The sequence below is a fragment of the Staphylococcus rostri genome, from assembly GCF_002902145.1.
Taxonomy (GTDB): Bacteria; Bacillota; Bacilli; order Staphylococcales; family Staphylococcaceae; genus Staphylococcus; species Staphylococcus rostri.
In genome coordinates, this window is sequence record NZ_PPRF01000019.1 from 15,193 (window position 1) to 40,123 (window position 24,931).

General features: G+C 37.5%; 25 protein-coding genes. 23 read left to right on the plus strand and 2 right to left on the minus strand.

Annotation, left to right across the window (positions count from 1 at the left end; all coding sequences use genetic code 11):
* Positions 1-69: 69 nt before the first annotated feature.
* Entirely contained in the window at positions 70-1,044 is a 975-nt protein-coding gene (holA, locus tag CD122_RS03735; protein WP_103357666.1) for a DNA polymerase III subunit delta, read from the plus strand.
* Between the two features lie 238 nt (positions 1,045-1,282).
* Here holA and rpsT read toward each other — a convergent pair whose 3' ends face one another.
* A complete protein-coding gene (gene rpsT, locus CD122_RS03740) occupies positions 1,283-1,531 on the minus strand; it encodes a 30S ribosomal protein S20 (RefSeq protein WP_103357667.1) in 249 nt (82 codons plus the stop codon).
* 247 nt (positions 1,532-1,778) lie between these two features.
* On the opposite strand from rpsT, the gene lepA reads away from it, so the two are divergent.
* From lepA to recO, 19 genes are all read left to right on the plus strand, one after another.
* Complete coding sequence (gene lepA / locus CD122_RS03745; protein ID WP_103357668.1) at positions 1,779-3,602, plus strand: translation elongation factor 4; 1,824 nt, start codon at positions 1,779-1,781, stop codon at positions 3,600-3,602.
* 68 nt (positions 3,603-3,670) lie between these two features.
* On the plus strand, positions 3,671-4,792 hold the full coding sequence (gene hemW, locus CD122_RS03750) for a radical SAM family heme chaperone HemW (protein WP_103357669.1): 1,122 nt from the start codon (positions 3,671-3,673) through the stop codon (positions 4,790-4,792).
* 104 nt (positions 4,793-4,896) lie between these two features.
* Positions 4,897-5,886, plus strand: a complete 990-nt coding sequence (hrcA, locus tag CD122_RS03755; protein WP_103357670.1) for a heat-inducible transcriptional repressor HrcA — start codon at positions 4,897-4,899, stop codon at positions 5,884-5,886.
* A 45-nt stretch (positions 5,887-5,931) separates the two neighbouring features.
* Positions 5,932-6,525, plus strand: a complete 594-nt coding sequence (gene grpE, locus CD122_RS03760; protein ID WP_103357671.1) for a nucleotide exchange factor GrpE — start codon at positions 5,932-5,934, stop codon at positions 6,523-6,525.
* A gap of 64 nt (positions 6,526-6,589) precedes the next feature.
* Positions 6,590-8,413: a molecular chaperone DnaK gene (gene dnaK / locus CD122_RS03765; protein ID WP_103357672.1), complete on the plus strand. Its 1,824-nt coding sequence runs from the start codon at positions 6,590-6,592 to the stop codon at positions 8,411-8,413.
* Between the two features lie 114 nt (positions 8,414-8,527).
* Entirely contained in the window at positions 8,528-9,664 is a 1,137-nt protein-coding gene (dnaJ, locus tag CD122_RS03770) for a molecular chaperone DnaJ (RefSeq protein ID WP_103357673.1), read from the plus strand.
* Positions 9,665-9,668: 4 nt separating this feature from the next.
* Positions 9,669-10,604, plus strand: coding sequence for a 50S ribosomal protein L11 methyltransferase (gene prmA / locus CD122_RS03775; RefSeq protein WP_103357674.1), 936 nt, complete (start codon positions 9,669-9,671; stop codon positions 10,602-10,604).
* On the plus strand, positions 10,604-11,356 hold the full coding sequence (locus tag CD122_RS03780; protein ID WP_103357675.1) for a 16S rRNA (uracil(1498)-N(3))-methyltransferase: 753 nt from the start codon (positions 10,604-10,606) through the stop codon (positions 11,354-11,356). The genes prmA and CD122_RS03780 overlap by 1 nt, the downstream gene beginning before the upstream one ends.
* Before the next feature lie 4 nt (positions 11,357-11,360).
* The gene (gene mtaB, locus CD122_RS03785) at positions 11,361-12,707 is read left to right on the plus strand and encodes a tRNA (N(6)-L-threonylcarbamoyladenosine(37)-C(2))-methylthiotransferase MtaB (RefSeq protein WP_103357676.1); all 1,347 of its coding nucleotides are present in this window, start codon (positions 11,361-11,363) and stop codon (positions 12,705-12,707) included.
* A gap of 160 nt (positions 12,708-12,867) precedes the next feature.
* The gene (gene rpsU, locus CD122_RS03790; RefSeq protein WP_002471046.1) at positions 12,868-13,044 is read left to right on the plus strand and encodes a 30S ribosomal protein S21; all 177 of its coding nucleotides are present in this window, start codon (positions 12,868-12,870) and stop codon (positions 13,042-13,044) included.
* 185 nt (positions 13,045-13,229) lie between these two features.
* On the plus strand, positions 13,230-13,928 hold the full coding sequence (locus CD122_RS03795; protein WP_103357677.1) for an NfeD family protein: 699 nt from the start codon (positions 13,230-13,232) through the stop codon (positions 13,926-13,928).
* A 19-nt stretch (positions 13,929-13,947) separates the two neighbouring features.
* On the plus strand, positions 13,948-14,946 hold the full coding sequence (gene floA, locus CD122_RS03800; protein ID WP_044361126.1) for a flotillin-like protein FloA: 999 nt from the start codon (positions 13,948-13,950) through the stop codon (positions 14,944-14,946).
* 13 nt (positions 14,947-14,959) lie between these two features.
* On the plus strand, positions 14,960-15,580 hold the full coding sequence (locus CD122_RS03805) for a hypothetical protein (RefSeq protein ID WP_103357678.1): 621 nt from the start codon (positions 14,960-14,962) through the stop codon (positions 15,578-15,580).
* A gap of 290 nt (positions 15,581-15,870) precedes the next feature.
* Complete coding sequence (locus CD122_RS03810) at positions 15,871-16,815, plus strand: PhoH family protein (protein WP_103357679.1); 945 nt, start codon at positions 15,871-15,873, stop codon at positions 16,813-16,815.
* 1 nt (position 16,816) lies between these two features.
* The gene (gene ybeY, locus CD122_RS03815) at positions 16,817-17,281 is read left to right on the plus strand and encodes an rRNA maturation RNase YbeY (RefSeq protein WP_103357680.1); all 465 of its coding nucleotides are present in this window, start codon (positions 16,817-16,819) and stop codon (positions 17,279-17,281) included.
* Positions 17,278-17,616 carry a diacylglycerol kinase family protein gene (locus CD122_RS03820; RefSeq protein ID WP_103357681.1) on the plus strand — a complete coding sequence of 113 codons (339 nt, stop codon included), beginning with the start codon at positions 17,278-17,280 and terminating at the stop codon, positions 17,614-17,616. The genes ybeY and CD122_RS03820 overlap by 4 nt, the downstream gene beginning before the upstream one ends.
* A 13-nt stretch (positions 17,617-17,629) precedes the next feature.
* Positions 17,630-18,037, plus strand: a complete 408-nt coding sequence (gene cdd / locus CD122_RS03825) for a cytidine deaminase (RefSeq protein ID WP_103357682.1) — start codon at positions 17,630-17,632, stop codon at positions 18,035-18,037.
* On the plus strand, positions 18,037-18,933 hold the full coding sequence (era, locus tag CD122_RS03830) for a GTPase Era (protein ID WP_103357683.1): 897 nt from the start codon (positions 18,037-18,039) through the stop codon (positions 18,931-18,933). Before cdd ends, era begins: the two co-directional genes overlap by 1 nt.
* A 20-nt stretch (positions 18,934-18,953) precedes the next feature.
* The gene (recO, locus tag CD122_RS03835) at positions 18,954-19,715 is read left to right on the plus strand and encodes a DNA repair protein RecO (protein WP_103357684.1); all 762 of its coding nucleotides are present in this window, start codon (positions 18,954-18,956) and stop codon (positions 19,713-19,715) included.
* A 63-nt stretch (positions 19,716-19,778) separates the two neighbouring features.
* Here recO and CD122_RS03840 read toward each other — a convergent pair whose 3' ends face one another.
* Complete coding sequence (locus CD122_RS03840) at positions 19,779-21,170, minus strand: glycine--tRNA ligase (protein ID WP_103357685.1); 1,392 nt, start codon at positions 21,168-21,170, stop codon at positions 19,779-19,781.
* A gap of 414 nt (positions 21,171-21,584) precedes the next feature.
* On the opposite strand from CD122_RS03840, the gene ccpN reads away from it, so the two are divergent.
* From ccpN to dnaG, 3 genes are all read left to right on the plus strand, one after another.
* Positions 21,585-22,214, plus strand: coding sequence for a transcriptional regulator CcpN (ccpN, locus tag CD122_RS03845; RefSeq protein ID WP_103357686.1), 630 nt, complete (start codon positions 21,585-21,587; stop codon positions 22,212-22,214).
* 13 nt (positions 22,215-22,227) lie between these two features.
* On the plus strand, positions 22,228-23,052 hold the full coding sequence (locus CD122_RS03850) for a pyruvate, water dikinase regulatory protein (RefSeq protein WP_103357687.1): 825 nt from the start codon (positions 22,228-22,230) through the stop codon (positions 23,050-23,052).
* Positions 23,053-23,136: 84 nt separating this feature from the next.
* Positions 23,137-24,927, plus strand: a complete 1,791-nt coding sequence (dnaG, locus tag CD122_RS03855; RefSeq protein WP_103357688.1) for a DNA primase — start codon at positions 23,137-23,139, stop codon at positions 24,925-24,927.
* Positions 24,928-24,931 lie beyond the last annotated feature (4 nt).

Sequence of the window (24,931 nt, forward strand, 5' to 3'; positions counted from 1 at the left end):
CCATTATACGAATCGTTGACAAAAGCATGTTATAATACGGATACATTTCGTTGTGAAAGGAAGAACCTCATGTCGTATTTGCATGTTGTATATGGAGAAGTACCAGAACTTGTTGATAAAGAAAGTGATCAACTGATTGAAAAATACTTGGACAACGAGCCGAGAGACGATTTCAATTTTGTTAAATATAATTTGTATGAAACTGAACTGAATGTGATTATGGAAGAAGCAATGACGCTCCCTTTCTTTTCAGATAAGAAGGTTGTGTTAATACAAAATAGTTATATATTCACTGGAGAGAAAGTGGCGAAAGCGACACAGCCCAATTTAGATGGTTTTATACAGTTTCTTGAAAATTATGATGGTCAGACATTGATTATTTTTCAAGTAAATGCGACAAAACTTGATGAAAGAAAAAAAGTCGTAAAACAGCTTAAAAAATATGCAACGCTCAAAAAGGTCGAACAGTTTACTGAACAAGAGATGAAAGCATGGGTGCAATCACAATTACACGCACAGTTTAAAGATATTAAGCAAGACGCGTTGGATACACTAATTAGTTTAACGGGTATTCATTATCGTATCGTGCAACAAGAACTGGAAAAGATTATTTTGTTTATTGGAGACCAGCCAATCATCAACAAAACAGATGTGTTAACTATCGTAAATAGAAGTCTTGAACAAAACGTCTTTTTATTAACGGAATATATTCAAAAAGGGCAAAAGGATCGTGCCATTGCTTTGATGAAAGACTTAATCAAGTTAAAAGAAGAGCCGATTAAGTTGCTTGCGCTAATAACAAGTAACTACCGCCTGTATTATCAATCATTGATATTAAGTCAAAAAGGGTATTCTCAGCAACAAATTGCTAAAACAGTCGGCGTCCATCCATATCGTGTGAAACTCGCTTTGCAACAGACGAGAAAGTACCAGTTGTCACAATTGTTGACGATTATGGATGCTTGTGCTGAAACAGATTATAAACTCAAATCCTCCTACATGGACAAAGTATTAATACTAGAGTTGTTTATTCTGAGTCTATAATAGTTGGTGCCGAAAAGAGTAGGACAGGAATCTTGTTTTCTACATAGATTTCGTTGTCCCACTCTGGCATCGCTGAGTAGGGGAAGGGGTGTAAAACAGATTTTCGCTCACGTCAGTGCCTGCTTCATGTAATCTTAAATTAATATTCCATCCTTTCGCTATTTCTAACATTATAAAAAGGCATAAAAAAACATCCCTAACATTGATTAACTCAACATTAGAGATGCATGAACAATGATTATTTTGCTGACATTAATTTAGATTTCATTCTATCAGCTTTGTTAGAATGAATTAAATTCTTTTGCGCAGCTTTATCAATACGTTTGATCGCTTTGCTTACTAATTCTTGTTTATTATCAGCATTAGTTTCAATTGCTTTTTTCGCACTTTTCACTGCAGAACGCATGTCATTTTTTTGTGAAATGTTTTTGCTCTCAGCTACTTGTGTTGTTTTTACACGTTTAATAGCAGATTTGATATTTGGCATGAAAGACACCTCCTAGAATCATCTTGGTATCAAAATAACTTTGATTACAACAAAATTTATTCTATCAAAAGAGTTCGCATTGTGCAATCATTAATTATGACCTTAAACTTATTTTTTAATATTGCAACGAAGATAGAGATAGAATATGTCCTGTGAGCTAGTTGCAATTGTGCCTTAAAAACGTTATTATAGCAAAGATGCAAGAGTTTTTTTATATGGGGAATCTTATGAAAGTGAGTAGGATGTTATGAACAATTATGAGCGTTTAAATAGACGTAAAAATATTAGAAACTTCTCGATCATCGCGCACATTGACCACGGTAAGTCAACATTAGCGGATCGAATTTTAGAAAACACCAAGTCAGTAGAATCACGTGAAATGCAAGCACAGCTTTTAGATTCGATGGATTTAGAGCGTGAACGTGGTATTACTATCAAGTTAAACGCAGTTCGTTTGAAATATGAGGCTAAAGACGGAGAGACGTATACGTTTCATTTAATCGATACACCTGGACACGTCGACTTTACATATGAAGTTTCGCGTTCTTTAGCAGCATGTGAAGGGGCAATTCTCGTAGTAGATGCTGCACAAGGTATTGAAGCGCAAACTTTAGCAAATGTTTATTTAGCATTAGACAATGATCTTGAATTGATTCCAGTTATCAATAAAATTGACTTGCCTGCTGCTGAGCCAGAACGTGTAAAACAAGAAGTGGAAGATGTCATCGGTTTAGATAAAGATGATGCGGTATTAGCGAGTGCCAAATCAAATATTGGTATTGATGAGATTTTAGAGAAGATTGTAGAAATCGTACCTGCACCAGACGGCGACCCTGCTGCACCACTAAAAGCTTTAATATTCGACTCAGAATATGACCCGTATCGTGGTGTTGTGTCATCAATTCGTGTTGTTGATGGTGTCGTAAAAGCTGGCGACCGTATTAAAATGATGGCAACTGGTAAAAGCTTTGAAGTAACAGAAGTCGGTATTAACACACCAAAACAATTACCAGTCGATGAATTAACTGTAGGTGATGTAGGTTACATTATCGCAAGCATTAAAAACGTAGATGATTCTCGTGTGGGTGATACGATTACACACGAAGATAATCCTGCAAGCGAACCATTACAAGGTTATAAGAAGATGAACCCAATGGTATACTGTGGTCTCTTCCCAATTGATAACAAAGACTATAATGACTTACGAGAAGCATTGGAAAAGTTACAGTTGAATGATGCATCTCTTGAATTTGAACCAGAGTCTTCTAAAGCACTTGGTTTCGGATACCGTACAGGCTTCTTAGGTATGCTCCACATGGAAATTATTCAAGAGCGTATTGAACGTGAATTCGGTATTGAATTGATTGCGACGGCGCCATCTGTTATTTATACAGTTATTTTAAGAAATGGTGAGTCTATCAAAGTCGATAACCCTGCACAAATGCCAGATCGTGACCAAATTGATAAAGTTTTTGAACCATATGTTCGTGCAACAATGATGGTACCAAATGATTATGTCGGTGCTGTAATGGAGCTATGTCAACGTAAACGTGGTCAATTTATTACGATGGACTACTTAGATGACATTCGTGTAAGTATTGTTTATGAGTTACCGCTATCTGAAGTTGTGTTTGATTTCTTTGACCAACTTAAGTCAAATACGAAAGGTTATGCGTCATTCGACTATGAATTCATCGAAAACAAAGAAAGTAACCTTGTTAAGATGGATATTCTACTAAACGGTGACAAAGTCGATGCGCTTAGCTTTATCGTACATCGTGACTTCGCATACGAACGTGGTAAAGTCCTTGTTGAAAAGCTGAAAACATTAATTCCAAGACAACAATTTGAAGTGCCTGTCCAAGCAGCGATTGGTCATAAAATTGTGGCACGTACAAATATCAAGTCTATGGGTAAAAATGTACTTTCTAAATGTTACGGTGGGGACGTCAGCCGTAAACGTAAATTACTTGAAAAACAAAAAGCAGGTAAAGCTAAGATGAAAGCAGTCGGAAGCGTTGAAATTCCACAAGATGCTTTCTTAGCCGTTTTAAAAATGGACGATGAATAATAATAGTAAGCTCCCAATCACTTGTTTGCCGGTGTGACTTGGGAGTTTCTTTCGTAGGAGCGATGAATATGCAAAAAGTGAAGAGTGCCTATATTCACATTCCATTTTGTGTGAAAATTTGTACCTATTGTGATTTTAATAAATATTTCATTCAACATCAGCCGGTTGATGACTATTTAACATGTTTAATTGAAGAAATGTCTTGGGCGAAAGAAACCAACTTAACAACTATGTTCGTTGGTGGTGGGACGCCAACTGCTTTAACAGTAGACCAACTCGAACGTTTGTTATCCGCTATCAATAAGCAATTTAATATTAGTGGTGAATATACATTTGAAGCGAATCCTGATGAATTAACGGAAGAGAAAGTAGCACTTTTAAAAAAATACGGTGTCAATCGATTGTCTTTAGGTGTTCAAACGTTTGATGAAGAATTACTTAAAGTGTTAGGACGTAGCCACCAACGTGCCGATATTTATTCAGCCGTTCGCAATGCACGTAAATATGGCATTCCTTCTATTAGTCTCGACTTGATGTATCAATTGCCAGGTCAAACTATGCAACAATTTGATGAAAGTCTTACAGAAGCATTGTCATTAGACGTTGACCATATTTCGAGCTATGGCTTGATTCTTGAAAAACAAACGCAATTCTATAACTTATACCAAAAAGGCAAACTAAACATGCCGAATGAAGACCTTGGTGCTGAGATGTATCATTTTATGATTGATAAATTAGCACAGCATGGCCTGCAACAATATGAAATTTCTAACTTTGCAAAAGAAGGACATGCGTCTGCACATAATAAAGTGTATTGGAAAAATGAAAGTTATTATGGTTTTGGTGCAGGGGCAAGCGGTTATGTAGAGGGTGTGAGGTATTCTAATACGAACCCAGTCAACCATTACATTGAACAAGTAAAAGCAGGCAAACGACCGATTCGCACAGAAGAGACCTTAACTCTAAACGAAAAAATCGAGGAAGAGATGTTTTTAGGTTTGCGTATGAACGAAGGCGTAAACAAATTGCGATTTGAAGAGAAGTTTGGTCAAGTGCTCGACGACTATTATCGTGATGAATTACAAAACCTTGAAGCGAAAAAGCTAATTTATAATACACCGACACATGTGGCATTAACTGAAGAGGGACGCGTGATTGGCAACTATGTGTTCGAAGCATTTATCAAATAAAAAACGAAAGTCAAAAATTGAGTGCTTTAACGTTGACTTTCTTTGACCAATTTGATAAATTATAATTAGCACTTGAGATAAATGAGTGCTAATGAGGTGGAAACATGATTACTCAAAGGCAAATAAGTATTTTAAATGCAATTGTTGAAGATTATGTTGAATTAGGCCAACCCATTGGTTCATCCACATTGATCAAACGTCATAATGTCAACGTGAGCCCAGCAACGATTCGAAATGAAATGAAGTCATTAGAAGAACAGCATCTCATTGAAAAGACGCATTCTTCTTCGGGACGCATTCCATCTGAAGCAGGCTTTCGACTTTATGTGAATCAATTATTACAACAGCCAAATGTGGAAGGACATCAAAGTAAACTAAACCTAAGCACATTGTTTAGTGAAAATCATTACGATATTTCCACAACATTAGATCGCTTGGCACAATTGTTTTCTGATCAATCACATTATACGACGATTGTTGTAGGCCCAGACCATACAAAATCATCTATTATTGATGTCCATCTCATGAAGGTGAACGCAAAACATCTCATTGTTGTATTGATTCATCAAACGGGACATGTGAAACATTTGCATTTGTCATCATCACTTGATCTTGATGATATGACAGTGATTAAATTATCTAACTTCATGTCCAAAAACATTGAATCATTTCTCAATGATGGCAATCAACAACACATAGATGCGTATCGACTGATGGGATTTAGCGATTCAGAAGTAACGGTATTGCTGCAAGTGTATTATCTAATTAAAAAACATTTAGAATCGGAAACATCGCGTATCTATTTAGGTGGTAAACATCAATTAATAGAGCGTTTGAATGAAAGTACGGTCGCGTCTATTCAACCGATACTGAAATATATCGAATCTGACCGCATTACACACCTTGTCAATCAAGTATCAGATGCACCAATTCATATAAGTATAGGCTCTGAGATAGACCACAATTTACAAGGCATTGCTATCATTACAAGACCGTATGCTTTAACGCGTGAGTTAGAAGGTCATATTGCGATAGTAGGTCCAACAGCAATGCGTTATCAAAATGTGATACAATTGCTTAGTCAAACGAGATAATAACAATTCAATCACGCTTTTTATAAGTGTTATGGAGGTTTGGAAATGACGGAAGATAAAGAATTACGTGAAGAAGAGATGCAAGAGGAAACAGCTGAACAGGCTGTTGAATCTGAAGAAACTGCTACTGAAGAAGTTGTAGAAGAAGAAACAACAACTGAGGCTGACGATAACAGTGAGCCAACGGTAGAGCAACAGTTAGAAGCTTTGCAATCTGAAGTCGATGCAGCAGAAGAAAAATATTTAAGATTATATGCAGAATTTGAAAATTATAAGCGCCGAATTCAAAATGAAGCAGATATTCAAAAAACATATCGCGCGCAACAAGTGTTAACGGATGTATTACCAACACTTGATAATATTGAACGTGCATTACAAATAGAAGGTGACGATGAGTCATTTGTATCATTGAAAAAAGGTGTACAAATGGTTTATGACAGCCTTATTAAAGCACTTGAAGATAACGGCTTAGAACGCATCCAAGCGAAAGGTGAACAATTCGATCCGAACTTCCACCAAGCTGTGATTCAAGATGACAATCCAGATTTTGAATCAGGTGCGATTACAGAAGAGCTACAATCTGGCTATAAATTAAAAGAGCGCGTATTACGCGCGTCAATGGTTAAAGTAAATCAATAATTTTTGACGAAAAACAATCATTTATGTAAAATAACATTGTTTGTAAATTAGGAGGAATTTGAATATGAGTAAAGTAATTGGTATTGACTTAGGAACAACAAACTCTTGTGTATCTGTATTAGAAGGCGACGAGCCTAAAGTAATTCAAAACCCAGAAGGTGCAAGAACGACACCATCTGTTGTTGCTTTTAAAAATGGTGAAACACAAGTAGGTGAAGTGGCGAAACGTCAAGCCATCACAAACCCAAACACTATTCAATCTATTAAACGTTTTATGGGTACTGACCATAAAGAAAATATTGAAGGTAAAGATTATACACCACAAGAAATCTCAGCAATGATCTTACAAAACTTAAAAAATACAGCTGAAAGCTACTTAGGTGAAAAAGTTGAAAAAGCAGTTATCACTGTACCTGCATACTTCAACGACAGCGAACGTCAAGCAACAAAAGACGCTGGTAGAATCGCTGGTTTAGAAGTTGAACGTATTATTAATGAACCAACAGCAGCTGCATTAGCATACGGTTTAGATAAAACAGACAAAGAAGAAAAAGTATTAGTATTCGACCTTGGTGGCGGTACTTTCGACGTATCAATCCTTGAATTAGGTGACGGTGTATTCGAAGTATTAGCAACTGCTGGTGACAACAAATTAGGTGGCGATGACTTTGACCAAGTAATTATCGATTACTTAGTACAAGAATTCAAAGCTGAAAATGGCGTAGACTTATCACAAGATAAAATGGCATTACAACGTTTGAAAGACGCAGCTGAAAAAGCGAAAAAAGACTTATCAGGTGTATCTTCAACACAAATCTCATTACCATTTATCTCAGCAGGTGCTGCAGGTCCATTACACTTAGAAATGACTTTAACACGTGCAAAATTTGAAGAATTAGCAGATCATCTTGTACAAAAAACAATGGCACCAACACGTCAAGCAATGAAAGACGCTGGCTTATCAAATGCTGACATTGATGAAGTTATCTTAGTTGGTGGTTCTACACGTATTCCAGCTGTACAAGAAGCAATCAAAAAAGAAATTGGTAAAGAGCCAAACAAAGGTGTAAACCCTGACGAAGTTGTAGCTATGGGTGCAGCTATCCAAGGTGGCGTTATTACTGGTGACGTTAAAGACGTTGTATTACTTGATGTAACACCTTTATCTTTAGGTATTGAAATCATGGGTGGTCGTATGAATACGTTAATCGAACGTAACACAACAATCCCTACTTCAAAATCACAAGTATACTCAACAGCGGCAGATAACCAACCATCTGTAGATATTCACGTATTACAAGGTGAACGTCCAATGGCTTCAGACAACAAAACACTTGGTCGTTTCCAATTAACAGACATTCCACCAGCACCACGTGGTGTACCTCAAATCGAAGTAACATTCGATATCGACAAAAACGGTATTGTTAACGTTACAGCAAAAGATTTAGGTACAAACAAAGAACAAAAAATTACAATTGAATCTTCATCATCACTTTCAGACGAAGAAATCGATCGTATGGTGAAAGATGCGGAACAAAATGCTGAAGCAGACAAAAAACGTCGTGAAGAAGTAGACTTACGTAACGAAGCAGATCAGCTTGTATTCCAAGTCGACAAAACATTAACAGACTTAGGCGACAACGTATCTGAAGACGACAAAAAAGATGCTGAAGAGAAAAAAGAAGCATTGAAATCTGCACTTGAAGGTAACGCCATCGATGCAATCAAAGAGAAAAAAGAAGCACTTGAACAAGTGATTCAACAACTTTCAATGAAGATGTATGAACAAGCAGCACAAGCGCAACAAGCTCAAGGTGGCGCAGCTCAACAAGATGATACAGTTGAAGATGCTGAGTTCAAAGAAGTTAAAGATGACGATCAAAAATAATGTATCGTATAAAATAGATTGACTGTAAGCAGTCGCTCAAAGGGGCTAGGACAATCATCGTCCCAGCCCCTTTTACTTTAAAATACTCAATAACAAACTAAAGGAGAGATTGCATTGGCAAAAAGAGACTATTATGAAGTCCTTGGTATTTCGAAAAGTGCTTCTAAAGATGAAATTAAGCGTGCCTACCGCAAATTATCAAAAAAGTATCATCCAGATATTAATAAAGAAGAAGGCGCAGATGAAAAATTTAAAGAAATCAGTGAAGCCTATGAAGTGCTAAGTGATGAAAACAAGCGTGCTAACTATGATCAATTCGGTCATGCCGGTGCACAAGGTGGTTTCGGTCAAGGCGGCTTTGGCGGTCAAGACTTCTCAGGATTCGGCGGCGGTGGCTTCGAAGATATTTTCAGTTCATTCTTCGGCGGTGCACAACGTCAAAGAGATCCGAATGCGCCACGTAAAGGTGATGATCTACAATACACGATGACTGTTTCATTTGAAGAAGCTGTATTTGGTACGAAAAAAGAAATTTCAGTCCGCAAAGAGGTAGTATGTCATACATGTGATGGTGAAGGGGCAAAACCTGGTACGAAAAAGCATACATGTAGCTACTGTAATGGGGCAGGTCATGTGTCAGTAGAACAAAACACCATTTTAGGTCGTGTACGCACACAACAAGTATGTCCTGAATGTAACGGTTCTGGCCAAGAATTTGAAGAACCATGTCCAACATGTCACGGTAAAGGCACTGAAGTTAAAAATGTTAAGTTAGAAGTAACTGTGCCTGAAGGTGTTGATAACGACCAACAAATCCGTCTTTCTGGCCAAGGTTCACCTGGTGAAAATGGTGGGCCAGCGGGTGACTTATATGTCATCTTCCGCGTAAAACCTTCTGACAAATTTACTCGTGAAGGCGATGACATCTTATATCAACATTCTATTAGCTTTGCGCAAGCGGCACTTGGGGACGAAATCAAAATCCCTACATTAAATGGTAGTGTGATGTTAACGGTGCCAGCTGGTACACAATCTGGCAAGCAATTCCGCTTAAAAGGCAAAGGTGTTAAAAATGTTCATGGATATGGTTATGGTGACTTATTCGTTAACATTAAAGTTGTCACACCAACTAAATTAACGGAACGTCAAAAAGAACTATTAAAAGCTTTTGCTGAAGAAAGTGGCGATGACATTAACGAACAGCCAAGCAACTTCAAAGACAAAGCACGTCGTTTCTTCAAGGGAGATTAGGACTATGAACTGGATAGAATTATCTGTAACTGTAAATGCAGAAGCTGAATCAATTGTATCGAACTTGTTACAAGAATTCGGCTCAAACGGTGTCGCAATTGAAGATTCAAATGAAGTTGTGAAGGAAAGAGAAGACAAATATGGCGAAATATTTGATTTGAACCCTTCAGATTATCCTGAAAGTCACATGATTATTAAAGGTTATTATACGGAAATGCAAGTGGATGATAACTTCACTCGCCGATTAACTGAACGCTTAGAAGCGATTGAAGATATTGACTCGACAATATTAAACGTCTCAACGAAAGTGATTGCTGAGGCAGACTGGGAAAATGAATGGAAAAATTATTACCATCCATTCCAAGCATCTGATAAGTTTTTCATCGTACCTAGTTGGGAAGAAGTCGCACAAGATGATGGTTTCTTATATATCGAACTTGATCCGGGTATGGCTTTTGGAACAGGTGATCATCCAACAACAAGTATGTGTTTAAGAGCAATTGAACGCACAGTAAAACCTGAGCATGCTGTGATTGATGTTGGTACAGGTTCGGGTATTTTGAGCATCGCTTCACACTTAATGGGTGCCAAATCAGTTAAAGCGATTGATCTGGATGAAATGGCTGTTAAAGTGGCAAAAGACAACTTTGAAAAAAATAACTGTGATCAGGCGATTGAAACAGCAACAGGTAATTTATTAATGAATGAGACGGCACAATACGACGTGGTTATCGCAAATATTTTACCGCATATTATTGAATTGATGATTGAGGATAGTTACAACAGACTTAATCCATCAGGTTACTTTATTACTTCAGGTATTATTGAAGAAAAAAGCGCGTCTATTCAATCACAAATGAAAGCAGTTGGTTACGAAATTATAGATGTCCAACATGTTGACGGTTGGGTGTGTATCACTGGACAGAAGGTGGTTAAATAATGCAACGCTACTTTTTAAATGAAAACGCTGAGTTACATCAGCGTTTTTTTATCACGAATAAAGACGATATTCATCATATGTTAAAGGTCATGCGTTATGTAGTAGGAGACCATATTATTATTAACTTTAATGATATGCAAACCTTTAAAGCTGAAATCATGAACGCCGATCAAAAAGCTGTAGAAGTTGAAACGGTAGAAAAACTTGATATTCAAACAGAATTGCCGGTTGCTGTGACTGTTGCGAGCGGATTGATTAAAGCAGATAAATATGAATGGATGTTACAAAAAGCAACGGAATTAGGGGCACATGATTTTATCGCAGTTCAAATGGGGCGTTCGGTCGTTAAGTTGAATGACCAAAAAGCGCCTAAGAAATTAGAACGCTGGGAAAAAATTATTAAAGAAGCTGCTGAACAGAGCTATCGACAACAAATACCGAATATAAAATATTACTCGAATTTAAAATATGTATATGATATGATTGATAAATATGATTATATTCTAATGGCATACGAAGAACAGGCAAAAGAAGGAGAGACATCAAAGTTTAAAGAGATGCTTTCACAGCTCCAACCTAACAATAAAGTGCTACTTTTAGTCGGTCCAGAAGGTGGATTTAGCGAAGAAGAAGTCGCATTGTTCGAAACACATGCAAGTATTGTTGGTTTAGGACAGCGTATTCTTCGTGCTGAAACGGCACCGCTCTATGCGTTAAGTGCCATTAGTTACGAAATAGAATTAATGAGGTGAAGTCATGTCAACAGTTGCCTTTCATACGTTAGGGTGTAAAGTAAACCATTATGAAACTGAAGCAATTTGGCAATTATTTAAAGAAGCTGATTACGAGCGTGTTGATTTCGAACAAAATGCAGATGTTTTCGTCATTAACACGTGTACAGTTACCAATACAGGCGATAAAAAAAGTCGCCAAGTGATTCGCAGAGCTATCAGACAAAATCCTGAAGCCGTTGTATGTGTAACAGGTTGTTATGCACAAACATCTTCTGCTGAAATCATGGAGATTCCTGGTGTAGACATTGTTGTCGGCACACAAGATCGTCACAAGCTCTTATCTTATATCGATGAATATCAACAAGAGCGTCAACCGATTAACGGTGTGAGCAACATTATGAAAAACCGTACTTATGAAGAGTTGGACGTGCCATATTTCACAGATAGAACACGTGCATCACTTAAAATTCAAGAAGGTTGTAACAACTTCTGTACGTTTTGTATTATTCCATGGGCACGTGGTTTAATGCGTTCTCGCGACCCACAAAAAGTTGTAGAACAAGCAACACAACTCGTTCAATCTGGTTACAAAGAGATTGTGTTAACAGGTATCCACACAGGTGGTTACGGACAAGACTTAAAAGATTACAACTTGGCACAACTTTTACGTGACCTTGAAACAGTCGATGGTCTTGAACGTATTCGTATTTCATCAATCGAAGCAAGCCAGTTAACAGATGAAGTTATCGATGTGTTACAACAATCAACAAAAGTAGTCCGTCACTTGCACATTCCACTACAATCTGGTTCAGATAGCGTTTTAAAACGTATGCGTCGTAAATATTCAATGGCACACTTCTCTGAACGTATTAAGAAGTTACATGCAGCGTTACCTGGCCTTGCAGTAACAAGTGATGTTATCGTTGGATTCCCTGGTGAAACAGAAGCAGAATTCCAAGAAACATACGATTTTATCGTTGAACATCAATTTTCAGAGTTACACGTGTTCCCATATTCACCAAGAATTGGTACACCTGCAGCACGTATGGATGACCAAATTGATGAAGAAGTTAAAAACGAACGTGTGCACAAATTGATTGAATTAAGTGATCAACTTGCGAAAACGTATGCGTCTCAATTTGAAAACGATGTGTTAGAAGTAATTCCAGAAGAAAAGAGTGCCAAAGATGGTGTTCTTGTTGGATATGCGGATAACTACATGAAGGTTGAATTTGAAGGCGATGCATCATTAATTGGTGAAATCTGCAAAGTAAAAATTAACCAAGTAGGCTACCCAATTAACTACGGTACATTTTTAAGAACAGTTGAACATGCAAATAATCAATCGGAATTTGAAATGTTAGCGTAGAATTTTAATTTTTTTATAAGAAAAATTGGTTGTTATCCATAAAAATGTAAATTTGTCGATTGACCGAGAATCAGATTTATTTTATACTAATTTATACATGGTGAGTTACTATGTAAATATGAAAAAAGTTTTTTTGATATTTGGAGGGAGGGAAATACAGATGTCTAAAACAGTAGTCCGTAAAAACGAATCACTAGAAGATGCATTACGTCGTTTTAAGCGCTCAGTGTCAAAAAGCGGTACAATTCAAGAAGTTCGTAAACGCGAATTCTATGAAAAACCAAGCGTAAAACGTAAGAAAAAATCTGAAGCTGCTCGTAAGCGTAAATTCAGATAATCATTAACGTGTTGAACTCCCTCAACATTCAAAATTAATGATATATGAGAAACCTCAGATGTTTGGCTTCGGCTGGGCATTTGAGGTTTCTTTGCGTTTTGAGACACAAGAATGACACAATCACTATAAGTACTCTAAAAATTCATGTATACTAAAGAAAGGGAGTGAGGTGAATTTGAACAGAGATGAGTTTACATACGTTGTTGAATAGTGGTGCAATTTCATTTCAAGAAAGTTTACAAGATATTGGTGTATGGCTGACATCACCGGCGATATCGATGTTACTCACGTGTGTGTTATTCTTAGGATTTGTTTACCAACTTTATTCTAAACGATTCAACTTTGCCGGCGTATTATCGCTTATTGCCTTGCTATTACTTTTTTTAGGATTTATTGTACAAGGCAGTGTATCCGCCACATCATTGATTATTTTTATGATTGGCGTTATCTTAGTGATCATTGAATTGTTTGTTGTTGGTGCCGTCCTTGGTCTGATTGGAATGGGGCTCATTATTTTTAGTTTAGTTACAATTGGCGATAATTTGCCAATGATGTTGTTGAATGTTTTAATCGCATCAATTTTAACAATTATTGAGTGGGTGATTTTAGTGAATATTTTTAAAAAGACGATTGCTTTATTCGATAATGTCGTTTTAAAAGACGCAACGAGTAAAGAATCAGGATACACGTCCCACAATGATCGTTCTCATCTAGTTGGTGAGATTGCTACAACACTTACAGATTTGCGTCCAGCGGGCATTATTTTATTGAATGGTGAACGCATTGACGCTGTGTCTGAAGGGCCTTTTATCTTGAAGGATTCGCAAGTAGAAATCATTGAAGTTGAAGGCTCAAGAGTTGTTGTAAGATTAAGTAATTCATAAAGAAGGAGATGGAAAATTTATGTTTACAGCAGGATTTATTTCACTTGTTATTATAGCGGTACTCGTTATCGTTGCATTGATGATTTTATTTTCATTCGTGCCGATTGGTCTATGGATTTCCGCATTAGCAGCAGGTGTGAAAGTAAGTATTGGTACGCTTGTCGGTATGCGTTTACGTCGTGTATCGCCTAGAAAAGTAATTGGTCCATTAATTAAAGCACACAAGGCAGGCCTTCAAATTACAACGAATCAATTAGAATCACATTATTTAGCGGGTGGTAACGTTGACCGTGTTGTTGATGCAAATATCGCGGCGCAACGTGCAGATATTAACTTACCATTCGAACGTGGTGCAGCGATTGACCTTGCTGGCCGTGACGTATTAGAAGCTGTTCAAATGTCTGTTAACCCTAAAGTCATTGAAACACCATTTATTGCCGGTGTTGCGATGAACGGGATTGAAGTAAAAGCCAAAGCGCGTATTACAGTGCGTGCCAACATTTCACGACTTGTTGGTGGTGCAGGCGAAGATACAATTATCGCACGTGTTGGTGAAGGGATTGTCTCAACAATTGGTTCAAGTGAACATCACTCACAAGTCCTTGAGAACCCTGACAATATTTCAAAAACAGTATTAAGTAAAGGTCTTGACTCAGGTACAGCCTTTGAAATCTTGTCGATTGATATTGCCGATGTAGATATTAGTAAAAACATTGGTGCCGACTTACAAACTGAACAAGCAATTGCTGATAAAAATATTGCACAAGCAAAAGCTGAAGAACGTCGTGCAATGGCTGTTGCACAAGAACAAGAAATGAAAGCACGTGTTCAAGAAATGCATGCGAAAGTTGTAGAAGCTGAAGCAGAAGTACCACTTGCGATGGCAGAAGCACTTCGCTCAGGTAATATCAGCGTCAAAGAATATTACAACTTAAAAAATATTGAAGCAGATACAGGTATGAGAGAAGCGATTAACAAACATTCTCAAGAACAAAATAACACACCATCTGATCAATAAATGAGGTGATTTTATGAGTATGGGTTTCATTATCTTTCTAATCACAATTGCGATTTCAATTTTTAGTGCATTAGGAGATAAACAACATGAAAAACGTCAAAAACAGCAACCACCTCGTCCACAAAAGCCAGTAGAACCCGCTGAAAAGGGGTTTTTCGAAAAGGTGCAAGAGGCGCTTTCCGAAATGGAACAGACATTGTCTGAACCTGAAAAGACTGAGCCAGAAACACCACAAAAACCGTTCCGCGAAGAAAGACAAGCGACGACACGTGTTGAACGCCCTCAGACAATGCGTACGGAGGCTAAGCCTGAACCAGCCCAATCATCTATGAGACGTAATGATGAAGCGCAAGAACGTCAGCGTCTGAATGATATGGTTAGTGAGCGTATGAATCAACTGGATCATGAGTTACACCGTGAGCGTCAAAAACAATTAGCGCATATTGAACGCCGTGCGAAGATGATTATTGAAGATCAGTATTTATCGAATCGTACGAAGCAGATTAAGTTGAAGGCACTAACGGATGCAACGAACGTAAAGGCAACGTCTTCAAAAGGGATGACTTTTTCAGACAATGAAGTCGTCAATGGTATGATTTGGTCTGAGATTTTAAACAAACCGAAACAACTATAAATTAAGATAGCGAGTTGAAACGACACACAAAGTCGAATCAGCTCGCTTTTTCGTTATTGCAGGGGCTAAGCATTGGTAGGCGGTAGCGTTGACTGAAGTGAAATACGGACTCGTAAGCTATTTTACTACTCTAGGAGAACATCGGAATCTTTGTGATAAATGAGACACTGTCCCACTCACGAAACGCTAAAATCATGGTATAATATAGGCAAGTGTGAAAGGATTTTAATTGTATCTGATCTCTGATTTTTGATAGATTAAAGTTAACAATGAAGTAAAGGAGCGACTGTATGCCTGAAATTATTCAGATAGATGATATCCACCAAGCACAAGCGTTGTTAGGCAATAATGACGAACATATTGCGCTTGTTGAAAATGCATTCGGGGTTATCATTCATGCGCGTGGACAAGAAGTTGCAGTGAAAGGACAAAAAGTTACAGATGTCACAGCAGCTGAGTCAGTATTACGCAACTTATTAAAAGTCATCGAGAAAGGTGAAAACATTGCTGTTAAAGATGTACAAGCAGCGATTAAAATGGCGAAAAACGGAACGATCGAACATTTAATCGATTTATATGATGAAGCAATTACGAAAGATGCATATGGTAAAACGATACGACCAAAAACAATGGGGCAACGTATGTATATACATGCGATGAAACAACATGACCTTGTATTTGGTATCGGACCAGCTGGGACAGGGAAGACATTTTTAGCAGTTGTTTATGCTGCGAAAGCATTACGTGCAGGACAAGTTAAACGCATTGTATTAACACGACCAGCTGTGGAAGCAGGGGAATCGCTCGGTTTTTTACCAGGTGACTTGAAAGAAAAGGTCGATCCGTATTTACGTCCATTATACGATGGGTTGCACACAGTATTAGGCGTGGAACAAACGACGCGTTTTATCGAACGTGGCGTCATTGAAATTGCACCACTTGCGTACATGCGCGGACGTACATTGGATGATGCATTCGTCATACTGGATGAGGCACAAAATACAACGCAAGCACAGATGAAGATGTTTTTAACACGTTTAGGTTTCGGCTCTAAAATGGTCGTAACGGGTGATAAAACACAAATCGACTTACCGAAAGGCGTAAAAAGTGGGCTTGTAGAGGCAGAGCAACGTCTAAAAGGACTTAAAGGGTTAAGCATACAGCACCTTGACCAGGCAGATGTGGTACGTCATCCACTCGTTGGCCGCATTATTACACGATATGAGGAGGAATAACATGTTCACTATTGATTTTAATGATCATACCGAATTAGTAGAACAAGCATGGATTGACCAGATTGAGCGCTTGCTTACATTTGCGAAACAGCAAGAAGGTATTGAGGAAGCAGCTGAGCTATCCGTTAGTTTTGTAGATAAGACAGAAATTCAAGAAATCAATCGTGATTATCGAGATAAAGATAAAGTAACAGATGTTATTTCGTTTGCGTTTGAAGAAGAAGAGGATGTATTTGAAGGTGCAGATATTCCACGCGTCTTAGGTGATATTATTATTTGTACAGATGTAGCTAAAGACCAAGCTGAACAATACAATCATTCTTTTGAGCGTGAATTAGGCTTTCTCGCACTGCACGGTTTTTTACATTTACTCGGCTATGATCATATGACCGAAGCAGATGAAAAAGAAATGTTTGGACGCCAAGACGCTATCCTAACAGCATTTGGCTTAACGAGAGACGCATGATTGCACGATTCAAGCATGCGTTCGAAGGTGGCTGGACACTGTTAACGAAGGATCATAATTTTTTGATGCATTTGATAGCGGGTGGTGTTGCGATTGTACTTGGATTTGCATGCCATATTAGCTTACTAGAATGGCTGTTTATCATTACGGCTATTTTCATTGTTTGGTTAACTGAAGCGCTCAATACAGCCATTGAGTATGCGGTTGATTTGGTTACGACTGACTATCATATCGATGCAAAACGCGCCAAAGATATTGCTGCCTTTAGTGTACTGCTTGCTTCGATTTTTGCATTAATCATTGGCGCTATCATATTTTTACCAAAATTATTTTGAGGAGATGACGCTTATGTCATACACAGACAAACATTTTGAAGAAGTAAGAAAAGCACAACAAAATGCCTACGCACCATACAGCGAATTCAAAGTGGGCGCGTACCTTTTAACGAAAGATGGTAAAACTTTTTACGGTGCAAATATTGAAAACGCAGCGTATCCAGCGACAATTTGTGCAGAACGTTCAGCGCTTGTTGCGGCGATGTCACAAGGTTATCGTCCGGGCGACTTTGAATCAATCACAGTAACGGTCGATAGCGATGAAGTTTCTTCACCATGTGGCACATGTCGTCAGGTGTTGAAAGAATTATGTGATGATGATATGCCTGTTTATATGACGAACCATAAAGGCGAAATGAAAGAACGAACGGTTGCAGAATTATTACCACTTGGATTTTCAGGAAAGGATTTAAATAACTAATGAATGAATATAAATCGGGATTTGTTACGATTATTGGCCGCCCAAACGTTGGGAAATCAACTTTTGTAAATAGAGTGATTGGCCATAAAATTGCGATTATGTCGGATAAAGCACAGACGACACGCAATAAAATACAAGGTGTTATGACGCAAGATGATGCCCAAATTATTTTCTTGGATACACCCGGTATTCATAAACCAAAACATAAACTAGGTGACTACATGATGAAAGTAGCGAAAAATACGCTATCTGAAATTGATGCGGTTATGTTTATGGTTAATGCGAATGAGGAGATTGGTCGAGGCGATCAGTACATTATGGAAATGCTTAAGACGGTCAAAACACCTGTCTTCTTAGTGTTGAACAAAATCGACTTAGTACATCCTGATGACTTAATGCCTAAAATCGAGCAATATCAAGCGTATATGTCATTTGCAGAAATTATTCCGATTTCTGCGTTGGAAGGTCATAACGTTGATCATTTTCTTAACGTACTGAAAAGTTACCTGCCTGAAGGACCACAATACTATCCAGACGGTCAAATTTCAGATCACCCTGAACAATTCGTTGTAAGCGAGTTAATCCGTGAAAAAATCTTACAAACAACATCTGAAGAAATTCCACACTCAATTGGCGTTAACGTTGAACGTATGGTTCAAGAGTCTGAGGATCGTGTAAGAGTTGAAGCGGTGATTTACGTTGAACGTGATTCACAAAAAGGCATCGTTATCGGTAAGGGTGGTAAAAAACTGAAAGAAATCGGTAAACGTGCACGATTAGATATTGAACATTTGCTCGGTTCAAAAGTGTATCTTGATTTATGGGTGAAAGTTCAAAAAGACTGGCGTAACAAATCTCATTTTATTAAACAAATGGGCTATGTTGAAGACGAATAGGTAACAAGGTGGGGCGATAAATGCTCGTCAAACAAAAAGGGATTATTATTAAGACGGTTGATTATGGCGAATCGGATAAAATCATTACTGTACTGAATGAACACGGGGCGAAAATTCCGTTGATGGTAAGACGTGCTAAAAAGGCCAAATCGGGATTACAAGCATCGACGCAGTTATTTGTGGAAGGTTTGTTTATATACAACAAGTGGCGCGGCATGGGGACGTTAACGTCAGTAGATGTCATCAATAGCCATTACGATTTGCGTATCGACTTATTTACAAATAGTTATGCGACGTTGTGTTTAGAGACGATTGACGGTGCTTTTGATGCCGATAAAGTTGACCCACAGATGTATGCGTTATTAACGTTTGCACTTACGCAAATTGATGCGGGCGTTTCAGCACAACTCGTCGCAAATATCGTCATGTTAAAATGCATCACGTATTATGGTTTTGACATTAACTTGACGCATTGTGCGGTTAAAAACACGGATGAACCTGGTGAATTTGTCGGGTATAGTTTTAAATATGATGGTGTCATTTCTAAAACAGCGGCGCACCTAGATTCCCATTTAATGCCGTTGTCGAACAAAGCACTCTATTTAATGGCGATACTGAAACAACTGCCATTATCTAAAATTAATAGCCTTTCAATTCATGAAGACATTATTGAAGAAATGTCACAGTTTATTTTAATGATTTATAAAGAATATGCGGGGATGTATTTTAAAAGTCAGCGCATGATAAACCAATTGCGTCGTTTCAATGCGTCGTTCGAATAACAAGCAAAAAGCATTGCAGTTTTATGGTGAACATAAAATGCAATGCTTTTTAATTAAGTTAATTTAGAATTTTACTTTTTCTGCTAAGAATGCATTTAATTCGCTAATTGGCATACGCACTTGTTCCATTGTGTCACGATGACGTACTGTCACTTGTTGGTCTTCAAGTGAATCGAAGTCAAACGTTATACAGTATGGTGTACCGATTTCATCTTGACGACGGTAACGTTTACCGATTGATTGTGACTCATCAAAGTCTACAACGAATTCTTCGCTCAATTGCTCGTATACTTTAATGGCATCTGCAGACAATTTCTTGCTTAATGGTAAAATTGCTGCTTTGTATGGTGCGATGGCAGGGTGGAAGTGTAATACTGTACGTGCGTCTTTGCTACCTTCAACACCTTCTTCATCGTATGCATCACATAAGAATGCTAACGTCACACGGTCTGCACCAAGTGATGGTTCAATACAATATGGAATGTATTTTTCGTTAGTTTCTGGATCGTGGTATCTGAAGTCATCACCAGAATGTTCACTATGTTGTTTTAAGTCATAGTCTGTACGACTTGCGATACCCCATAGCTCACCCCAACCGAATGGGAAGCGGAATTCGATATCTGTTGTTGCGTTAGAGTAGTGTGATAACTCATCTTCGTCATGATCACGTAAACGGAGGTTTTCATCATTTAAACCTAAGTCTTTTAACCATTTCGCTGCAAATTCTTTCCAGTAGTTTTGCCATTCGATTTCAGTACCTGGTTTACAGAAGAATTCAAGTTCCATTTGTTCGAATTCACGTGTACGGAAGATAAAGTTACCTGGTGTAATTTCGTTACGGAAAGATTTACCGATTTGACCGATACCAAATGGCAATTTCTTTCTCATTGAACGTTGTACGTTTTTATAGTTTACGAAAATACCTTGTGCTGTCTCAGGACGCATGAAGATTTCGTTTGTAGAATCTTCAGTAACACCTTGGAATGTTTTGAACATTAAGTTGAATTGACGAATGTCTGTCCAGTTTGCTGTACCGCTGACTGGGCAAGTGATACCTTCTTCGTCAATGACACGTTTCATTTCTTCAAAACTCATACCGTCAGCAATGAAGTTTTCGTCGCCTTTAACATTCGCCATATAATCTTCAATTAATTTGTCTGCACGGTAACGAATTTTACTATCTTTGTTGTCGATCATTGGGTCATTGAAGTTACCAATGTGACCTGACGCTTCCCATGTTTTAGGGTTCATTAAGATGGCAGCATCTAAACCAACGTTATAAGGGGATTGCGTGATGAATTTTTTCCACCATGCTTTTTTGATGTTATTTTTTAATTCAACACCTAGCGGACCGTAATCCCATGTGTTTGCAAGACCACCGTAGATTTCACTACCTGGGAAGACGAATCCTCTGTGTTTCGCCAATTGAACAATTGTATCCATATTTTTTTCCATTGCTGTTCACTCCTTCAAAATAAAAAGCCCCAAGGCAAAGAAATAAATTCTTAACCTTGGGACGAATTAACATTGTAATCCGCGGTTCCACCCAAATTAGTGTCGCCACTCGCTTTAGTTCATTTAAGTTGTATGCCAATTAAATGTGTTAAGCTTTCACTGTCCTTAACTCGCTTTAATCAATATTTTATGCTATCAATGGTAGAAAGGCAAGTGAAAACATAATTGTATAACAATAAATTACAAGCTATAATAGTGTTTATATTATAAATCATTGCCACAAATTATATGAAGTGCAGTCTTTAGACGTTAATACAATAAAGAATATCAATAAATATGATGCTAATATTTAGAAAAGGAGGCAATTCTGCTATTTAATGAGCATAACCTTGTAACGGTTTTAAATAGTCAGAGATGATCATCGAACTCAATCAACGACAAGAAAAAATTATAGAAATCGTAAAATCATCGGGACCTATTACGGGTGAGAAAATTGCTGAACAACTCAACTTGACACGTGCAACATTAAGACCTGACTTAGCAATTTTAACCATGTCAGGATTTTTAGAAGCACGACCACGCGTAGGTTACTTTTATTCAGGTAAATCACGCGCACAGCTGTTAACAGAACCACTTAAAAATCAAATTGTAAAAGATTATCAATCACATCCTGTTATTTTAAAAAGTGATGTGACAGTTTATGATGCTATTTGTGCTATATTCATTGAAGATGTTGGCACACTATTTATTGTAAATGCGGACAATGAGCTCGTAGGTGTTGTTTCTCGTAAAGACTTATTACGCGCATCAATGGCAGGGCAAGATATTCACAATATGCCGGTGAATATTATTATGACACGCATGCCGAACATCGTATTGCTGAAAGAAAACGACTATGTGCTTTATGCAGCAAAACAAATGATTGATAAAGAGATAGACTCTATTCCAATTGTTAAAGAAAAAGAAAATGGCAATTATGAAGTAACTGGCCGAATATCAAAAACGACAATTACAAAATTATTCGTATCATTATTTGATCAGTAGGAGGCAATCAACAATGGCTAATACAAAAATTATCATCGCATCAGACTCAGTTGGTGAAACAGCTGAACTTGTCGCAAAGGCGTGTATGTCGCAATTTAATAATTGTGAAGTAACTTCTGAAATAATGCGCTACCCATATATTGAAACGAAACAAAACATTGATGAAGTCATCGCAATGGCAAAAGAATGTGACAGCATTGTCATTTATACACTCGTAAAACCCGAAATTCGTGAATATATGGAAGGACTCATTGTTGAACATAATATTAAATCGGTCGATATTATGGGACCAATTATGCAAACGATGGAACATGTATTCCAACAAGCACCGTTAAATGAACCAGGTATCGTTCATAAGCTCGATGAAGACTACTTCAAAAAAATCGAAGCAATGGAGTTTGCAGTAAAATACGATGACGGTAAAGATCCAAAAGGGCTTCCGAAAGCGGATATCGTGTTAATTGGTGTATCACGCACATCAAAAACACCGATTTCTCAATATTTGGCGCACAAACGCTACAAAGTGATGAACGTACCAATCGTTCCTGAAGTATCACCACCTGATATGTTATTTGAAATCGACCCAAAAAAATGTGTTGCGCTTAAAATTAGTCCTGAAAAATTAAATGCCATTCGTAAAGAGCGTTTAAAACAACTCGGATTATCGGATTCAGCACGATATGCTAATGACAAACGCATTGAAGAAGAACTCGACTATTTCAATCGTATTGTTGAAAAAATCGGCTGCCCAGTGCTAGATGTTTCTGAAAAAGCAATTGAAGAAACTGCCAATAACATCATTCAAATTATCGAGCATAAAGATTCCATTTTAAATTAAAAAATAGTATAATAGTGACGTTATTCTAAAGTCATTCAGATGTTTAGCAATGCATTGTAGAAGACAAATTAATAGGTGATGTGTGTGAGAATACCACAAACAACAATTGATGAAATAAAACAAAATACTGACATATTAGATGTTGTCAGCGAATATGTGAAATTAGAAAAAAGAGGACGCAATTATATCGGTTTGTGTCCTTTTCATGATGAGAAAACACCTTCATTTACAGTGTCAGAAGATAAACAAATCTGTCACTGTTTTGGCTGTAAAAAAGGGGGCAATGTTTTTCAATTCATTCAAGAAATTGAAAAAGTGTCATTTGCTGAAGCGGTAAAACATCTCGGTGAAAGAGCGAATATCAAGGTACAGACGGAACATACTGCACCGACACAAGATATTGCTTCTGATGACCTAATGATGATTCAGATGCACGAAGAATTGCTCGATTATTACCATTATTTGTTGAAAAAGACGGTTGAAGGGGAAGTTGCTTTAAACTATCTTTATCAACGTGGGTTTACCGATGAGATGATTGACCAGCGTAAAATCGGCTATGCCCCTAATGCAGCCAACTTTGCAACAGATTATATGGAGAAAAAAGGCTATGACTTAGCATTGGGCTACGAAGCGGGGATTTTGTCGAGAAACGAATCTACGTTTAATTATTATGATAGATTTCGTGACCGTATTATTTTCCCATTGCCGAATGCACAAGGTCGTGTGATCGGATATTCGGGGCGTGCATACCATGGTGACCAAACGCCGAAGTACTTAAACAGTTCTGAATCGCCTATCTTCCAGAAGCGTAAGTTGCTATATAATTTGGATAAGGCACGTAAAAGTATTCGCCAACAAGATGAAATCATTCTATTAGAAGGTTTTATGGATGTTATCAAAACGAGCGAAGCAGGACTTAGCAATGTTGTCGCAAGTATGGGAACACAGATTTCTAAAGAACATATGACGATTCTTAAAAAACTGTGTAAAAACGTTACGATGATGTTTGATGGTGACTTCGCAGGTACACAGGCAACTTTAAAAACTGGACAAGCATTGTTAGAACAACAGTTTGATGTATTCGTCATCCAATTGCCTACAGATATGGACCCGGATGAGTATATTGAAAAATACGGTGCAGAAAGGTTTCTAGAGTTTGTAGCGAATGAAAAGAAATCATTTGTGTCATTTAAATTGAAGCAGCATCAACAAGAGATACAAAATAACGACCTTGCATATGAACAACATTACAAAGTGTTTATTGAAGATGCCGCATTGATACAATCACAAATTTTACGACAAAAAGTTGTACAAGAAGCCGCTCACGTGTTTAAAGTACAGCCAGATAGTCTATTACATGAAGTAGAACAACGTCATCCACAAACGAATTATCAACAACACGTACCGAACGTGCAACAAGTTGTACAACCTATTAGATTATCGAAAAATGAAAAAGCTGAACGCGCCGTTTTGAAGCATTTTTTCAATGATAAAGCTTTATTTTTACGTTTTTATCAAGATATTGAAGAAAGTGACTTTACAAATGAACATTTTAAACGTATATTTAATATCTTACAGGAATATTATGCAGAACATGAGCAATTTACAATCAGTGATATATTAGGATACATCAATCAGGACGATGTCAAAGAAACACTTATTCAGCTCGTAGATTATCCACTGAACTATAGTCCCTACGAACATGAAATGCTGGACTACATTTCAGTGATGACGTCCAATCGTGCATCAGAATCTATAGAAACATTACAAGCACGATTAAATGAAGCCATTCGTATTGGGGATAGTGACGCACAAAAATATTATTTAGAACAGATTGTAAATAAAAAAAGAGAGCTATTAAGAAGTAAAGATTAATTTC

What these genes read in the sequence shown, in the direction of transcription:
- floA (WP_044361126.1), top strand. Translation starts at nt 13,948, where the DNA reads ATGTTTACAGCAGGATTTATTTCACTTGTTATTATAGCGGTACTCGTT.
- rpsT (WP_103357667.1), bottom strand. Translation starts at nt 1,531, where the DNA reads ATGCCAAATATCAAATCTGCTATTAAACGTGTAAAAACAACACAAGTA.
- cdd (WP_103357682.1), top strand. Translation starts at nt 17,630, where the DNA reads ATGTCATACACAGACAAACATTTTGAAGAAGTAAGAAAAGCACAACAA.
- CD122_RS03795 (WP_103357677.1), top strand. Translation starts at nt 13,230, where the DNA reads ATGAGTTTACATACGTTGTTGAATAGTGGTGCAATTTCATTTCAAGAA.
- ybeY (WP_103357680.1), top strand. Translation starts at nt 16,817, where the DNA reads ATGTTCACTATTGATTTTAATGATCATACCGAATTAGTAGAACAAGCA.
- recO (WP_103357684.1), top strand. Translation starts at nt 18,954, where the DNA reads ATGCTCGTCAAACAAAAAGGGATTATTATTAAGACGGTTGATTATGGC.
- grpE (WP_103357671.1), top strand. Translation starts at nt 5,932, where the DNA reads ATGACGGAAGATAAAGAATTACGTGAAGAAGAGATGCAAGAGGAAACA.
- prmA (WP_103357674.1), top strand. Translation starts at nt 9,669, where the DNA reads ATGAACTGGATAGAATTATCTGTAACTGTAAATGCAGAAGCTGAATCA.
- holA (WP_103357666.1), top strand. Translation starts at nt 70, where the DNA reads ATGTCGTATTTGCATGTTGTATATGGAGAAGTACCAGAACTTGTTGAT.
- hrcA (WP_103357670.1), top strand. Translation starts at nt 4,897, where the DNA reads ATGATTACTCAAAGGCAAATAAGTATTTTAAATGCAATTGTTGAAGAT.
- CD122_RS03850 (WP_103357687.1), top strand. Translation starts at nt 22,228, where the DNA reads ATGGCTAATACAAAAATTATCATCGCATCAGACTCAGTTGGTGAAACA.
- era (WP_103357683.1), top strand. Translation starts at nt 18,037, where the DNA reads ATGAATGAATATAAATCGGGATTTGTTACGATTATTGGCCGCCCAAAC.
- CD122_RS03780 (WP_103357675.1), top strand. Translation starts at nt 10,604, where the DNA reads ATGCAACGCTACTTTTTAAATGAAAACGCTGAGTTACATCAGCGTTTT.
- CD122_RS03810 (WP_103357679.1), top strand. Translation starts at nt 15,871, where the DNA reads ATGCCTGAAATTATTCAGATAGATGATATCCACCAAGCACAAGCGTTG.
- dnaK (WP_103357672.1), top strand. Translation starts at nt 6,590, where the DNA reads ATGAGTAAAGTAATTGGTATTGACTTAGGAACAACAAACTCTTGTGTA.
- ccpN (WP_103357686.1), top strand. Translation starts at nt 21,585, where the DNA reads ATGATCATCGAACTCAATCAACGACAAGAAAAAATTATAGAAATCGTA.
- CD122_RS03840 (WP_103357685.1), bottom strand. Translation starts at nt 21,170, where the DNA reads ATGGAAAAAAATATGGATACAATTGTTCAATTGGCGAAACACAGAGGA.
- hemW (WP_103357669.1), top strand. Translation starts at nt 3,671, where the DNA reads ATGCAAAAAGTGAAGAGTGCCTATATTCACATTCCATTTTGTGTGAAA.
- CD122_RS03820 (WP_103357681.1), top strand. Translation starts at nt 17,278, where the DNA reads ATGATTGCACGATTCAAGCATGCGTTCGAAGGTGGCTGGACACTGTTA.
- CD122_RS03805 (WP_103357678.1), top strand. Translation starts at nt 14,960, where the DNA reads ATGAGTATGGGTTTCATTATCTTTCTAATCACAATTGCGATTTCAATT.
- rpsU (WP_002471046.1), top strand. Translation starts at nt 12,868, where the DNA reads ATGTCTAAAACAGTAGTCCGTAAAAACGAATCACTAGAAGATGCATTA.
- mtaB (WP_103357676.1), top strand. Translation starts at nt 11,361, where the DNA reads ATGTCAACAGTTGCCTTTCATACGTTAGGGTGTAAAGTAAACCATTAT.
- lepA (WP_103357668.1), top strand. Translation starts at nt 1,779, where the DNA reads ATGAACAATTATGAGCGTTTAAATAGACGTAAAAATATTAGAAACTTC.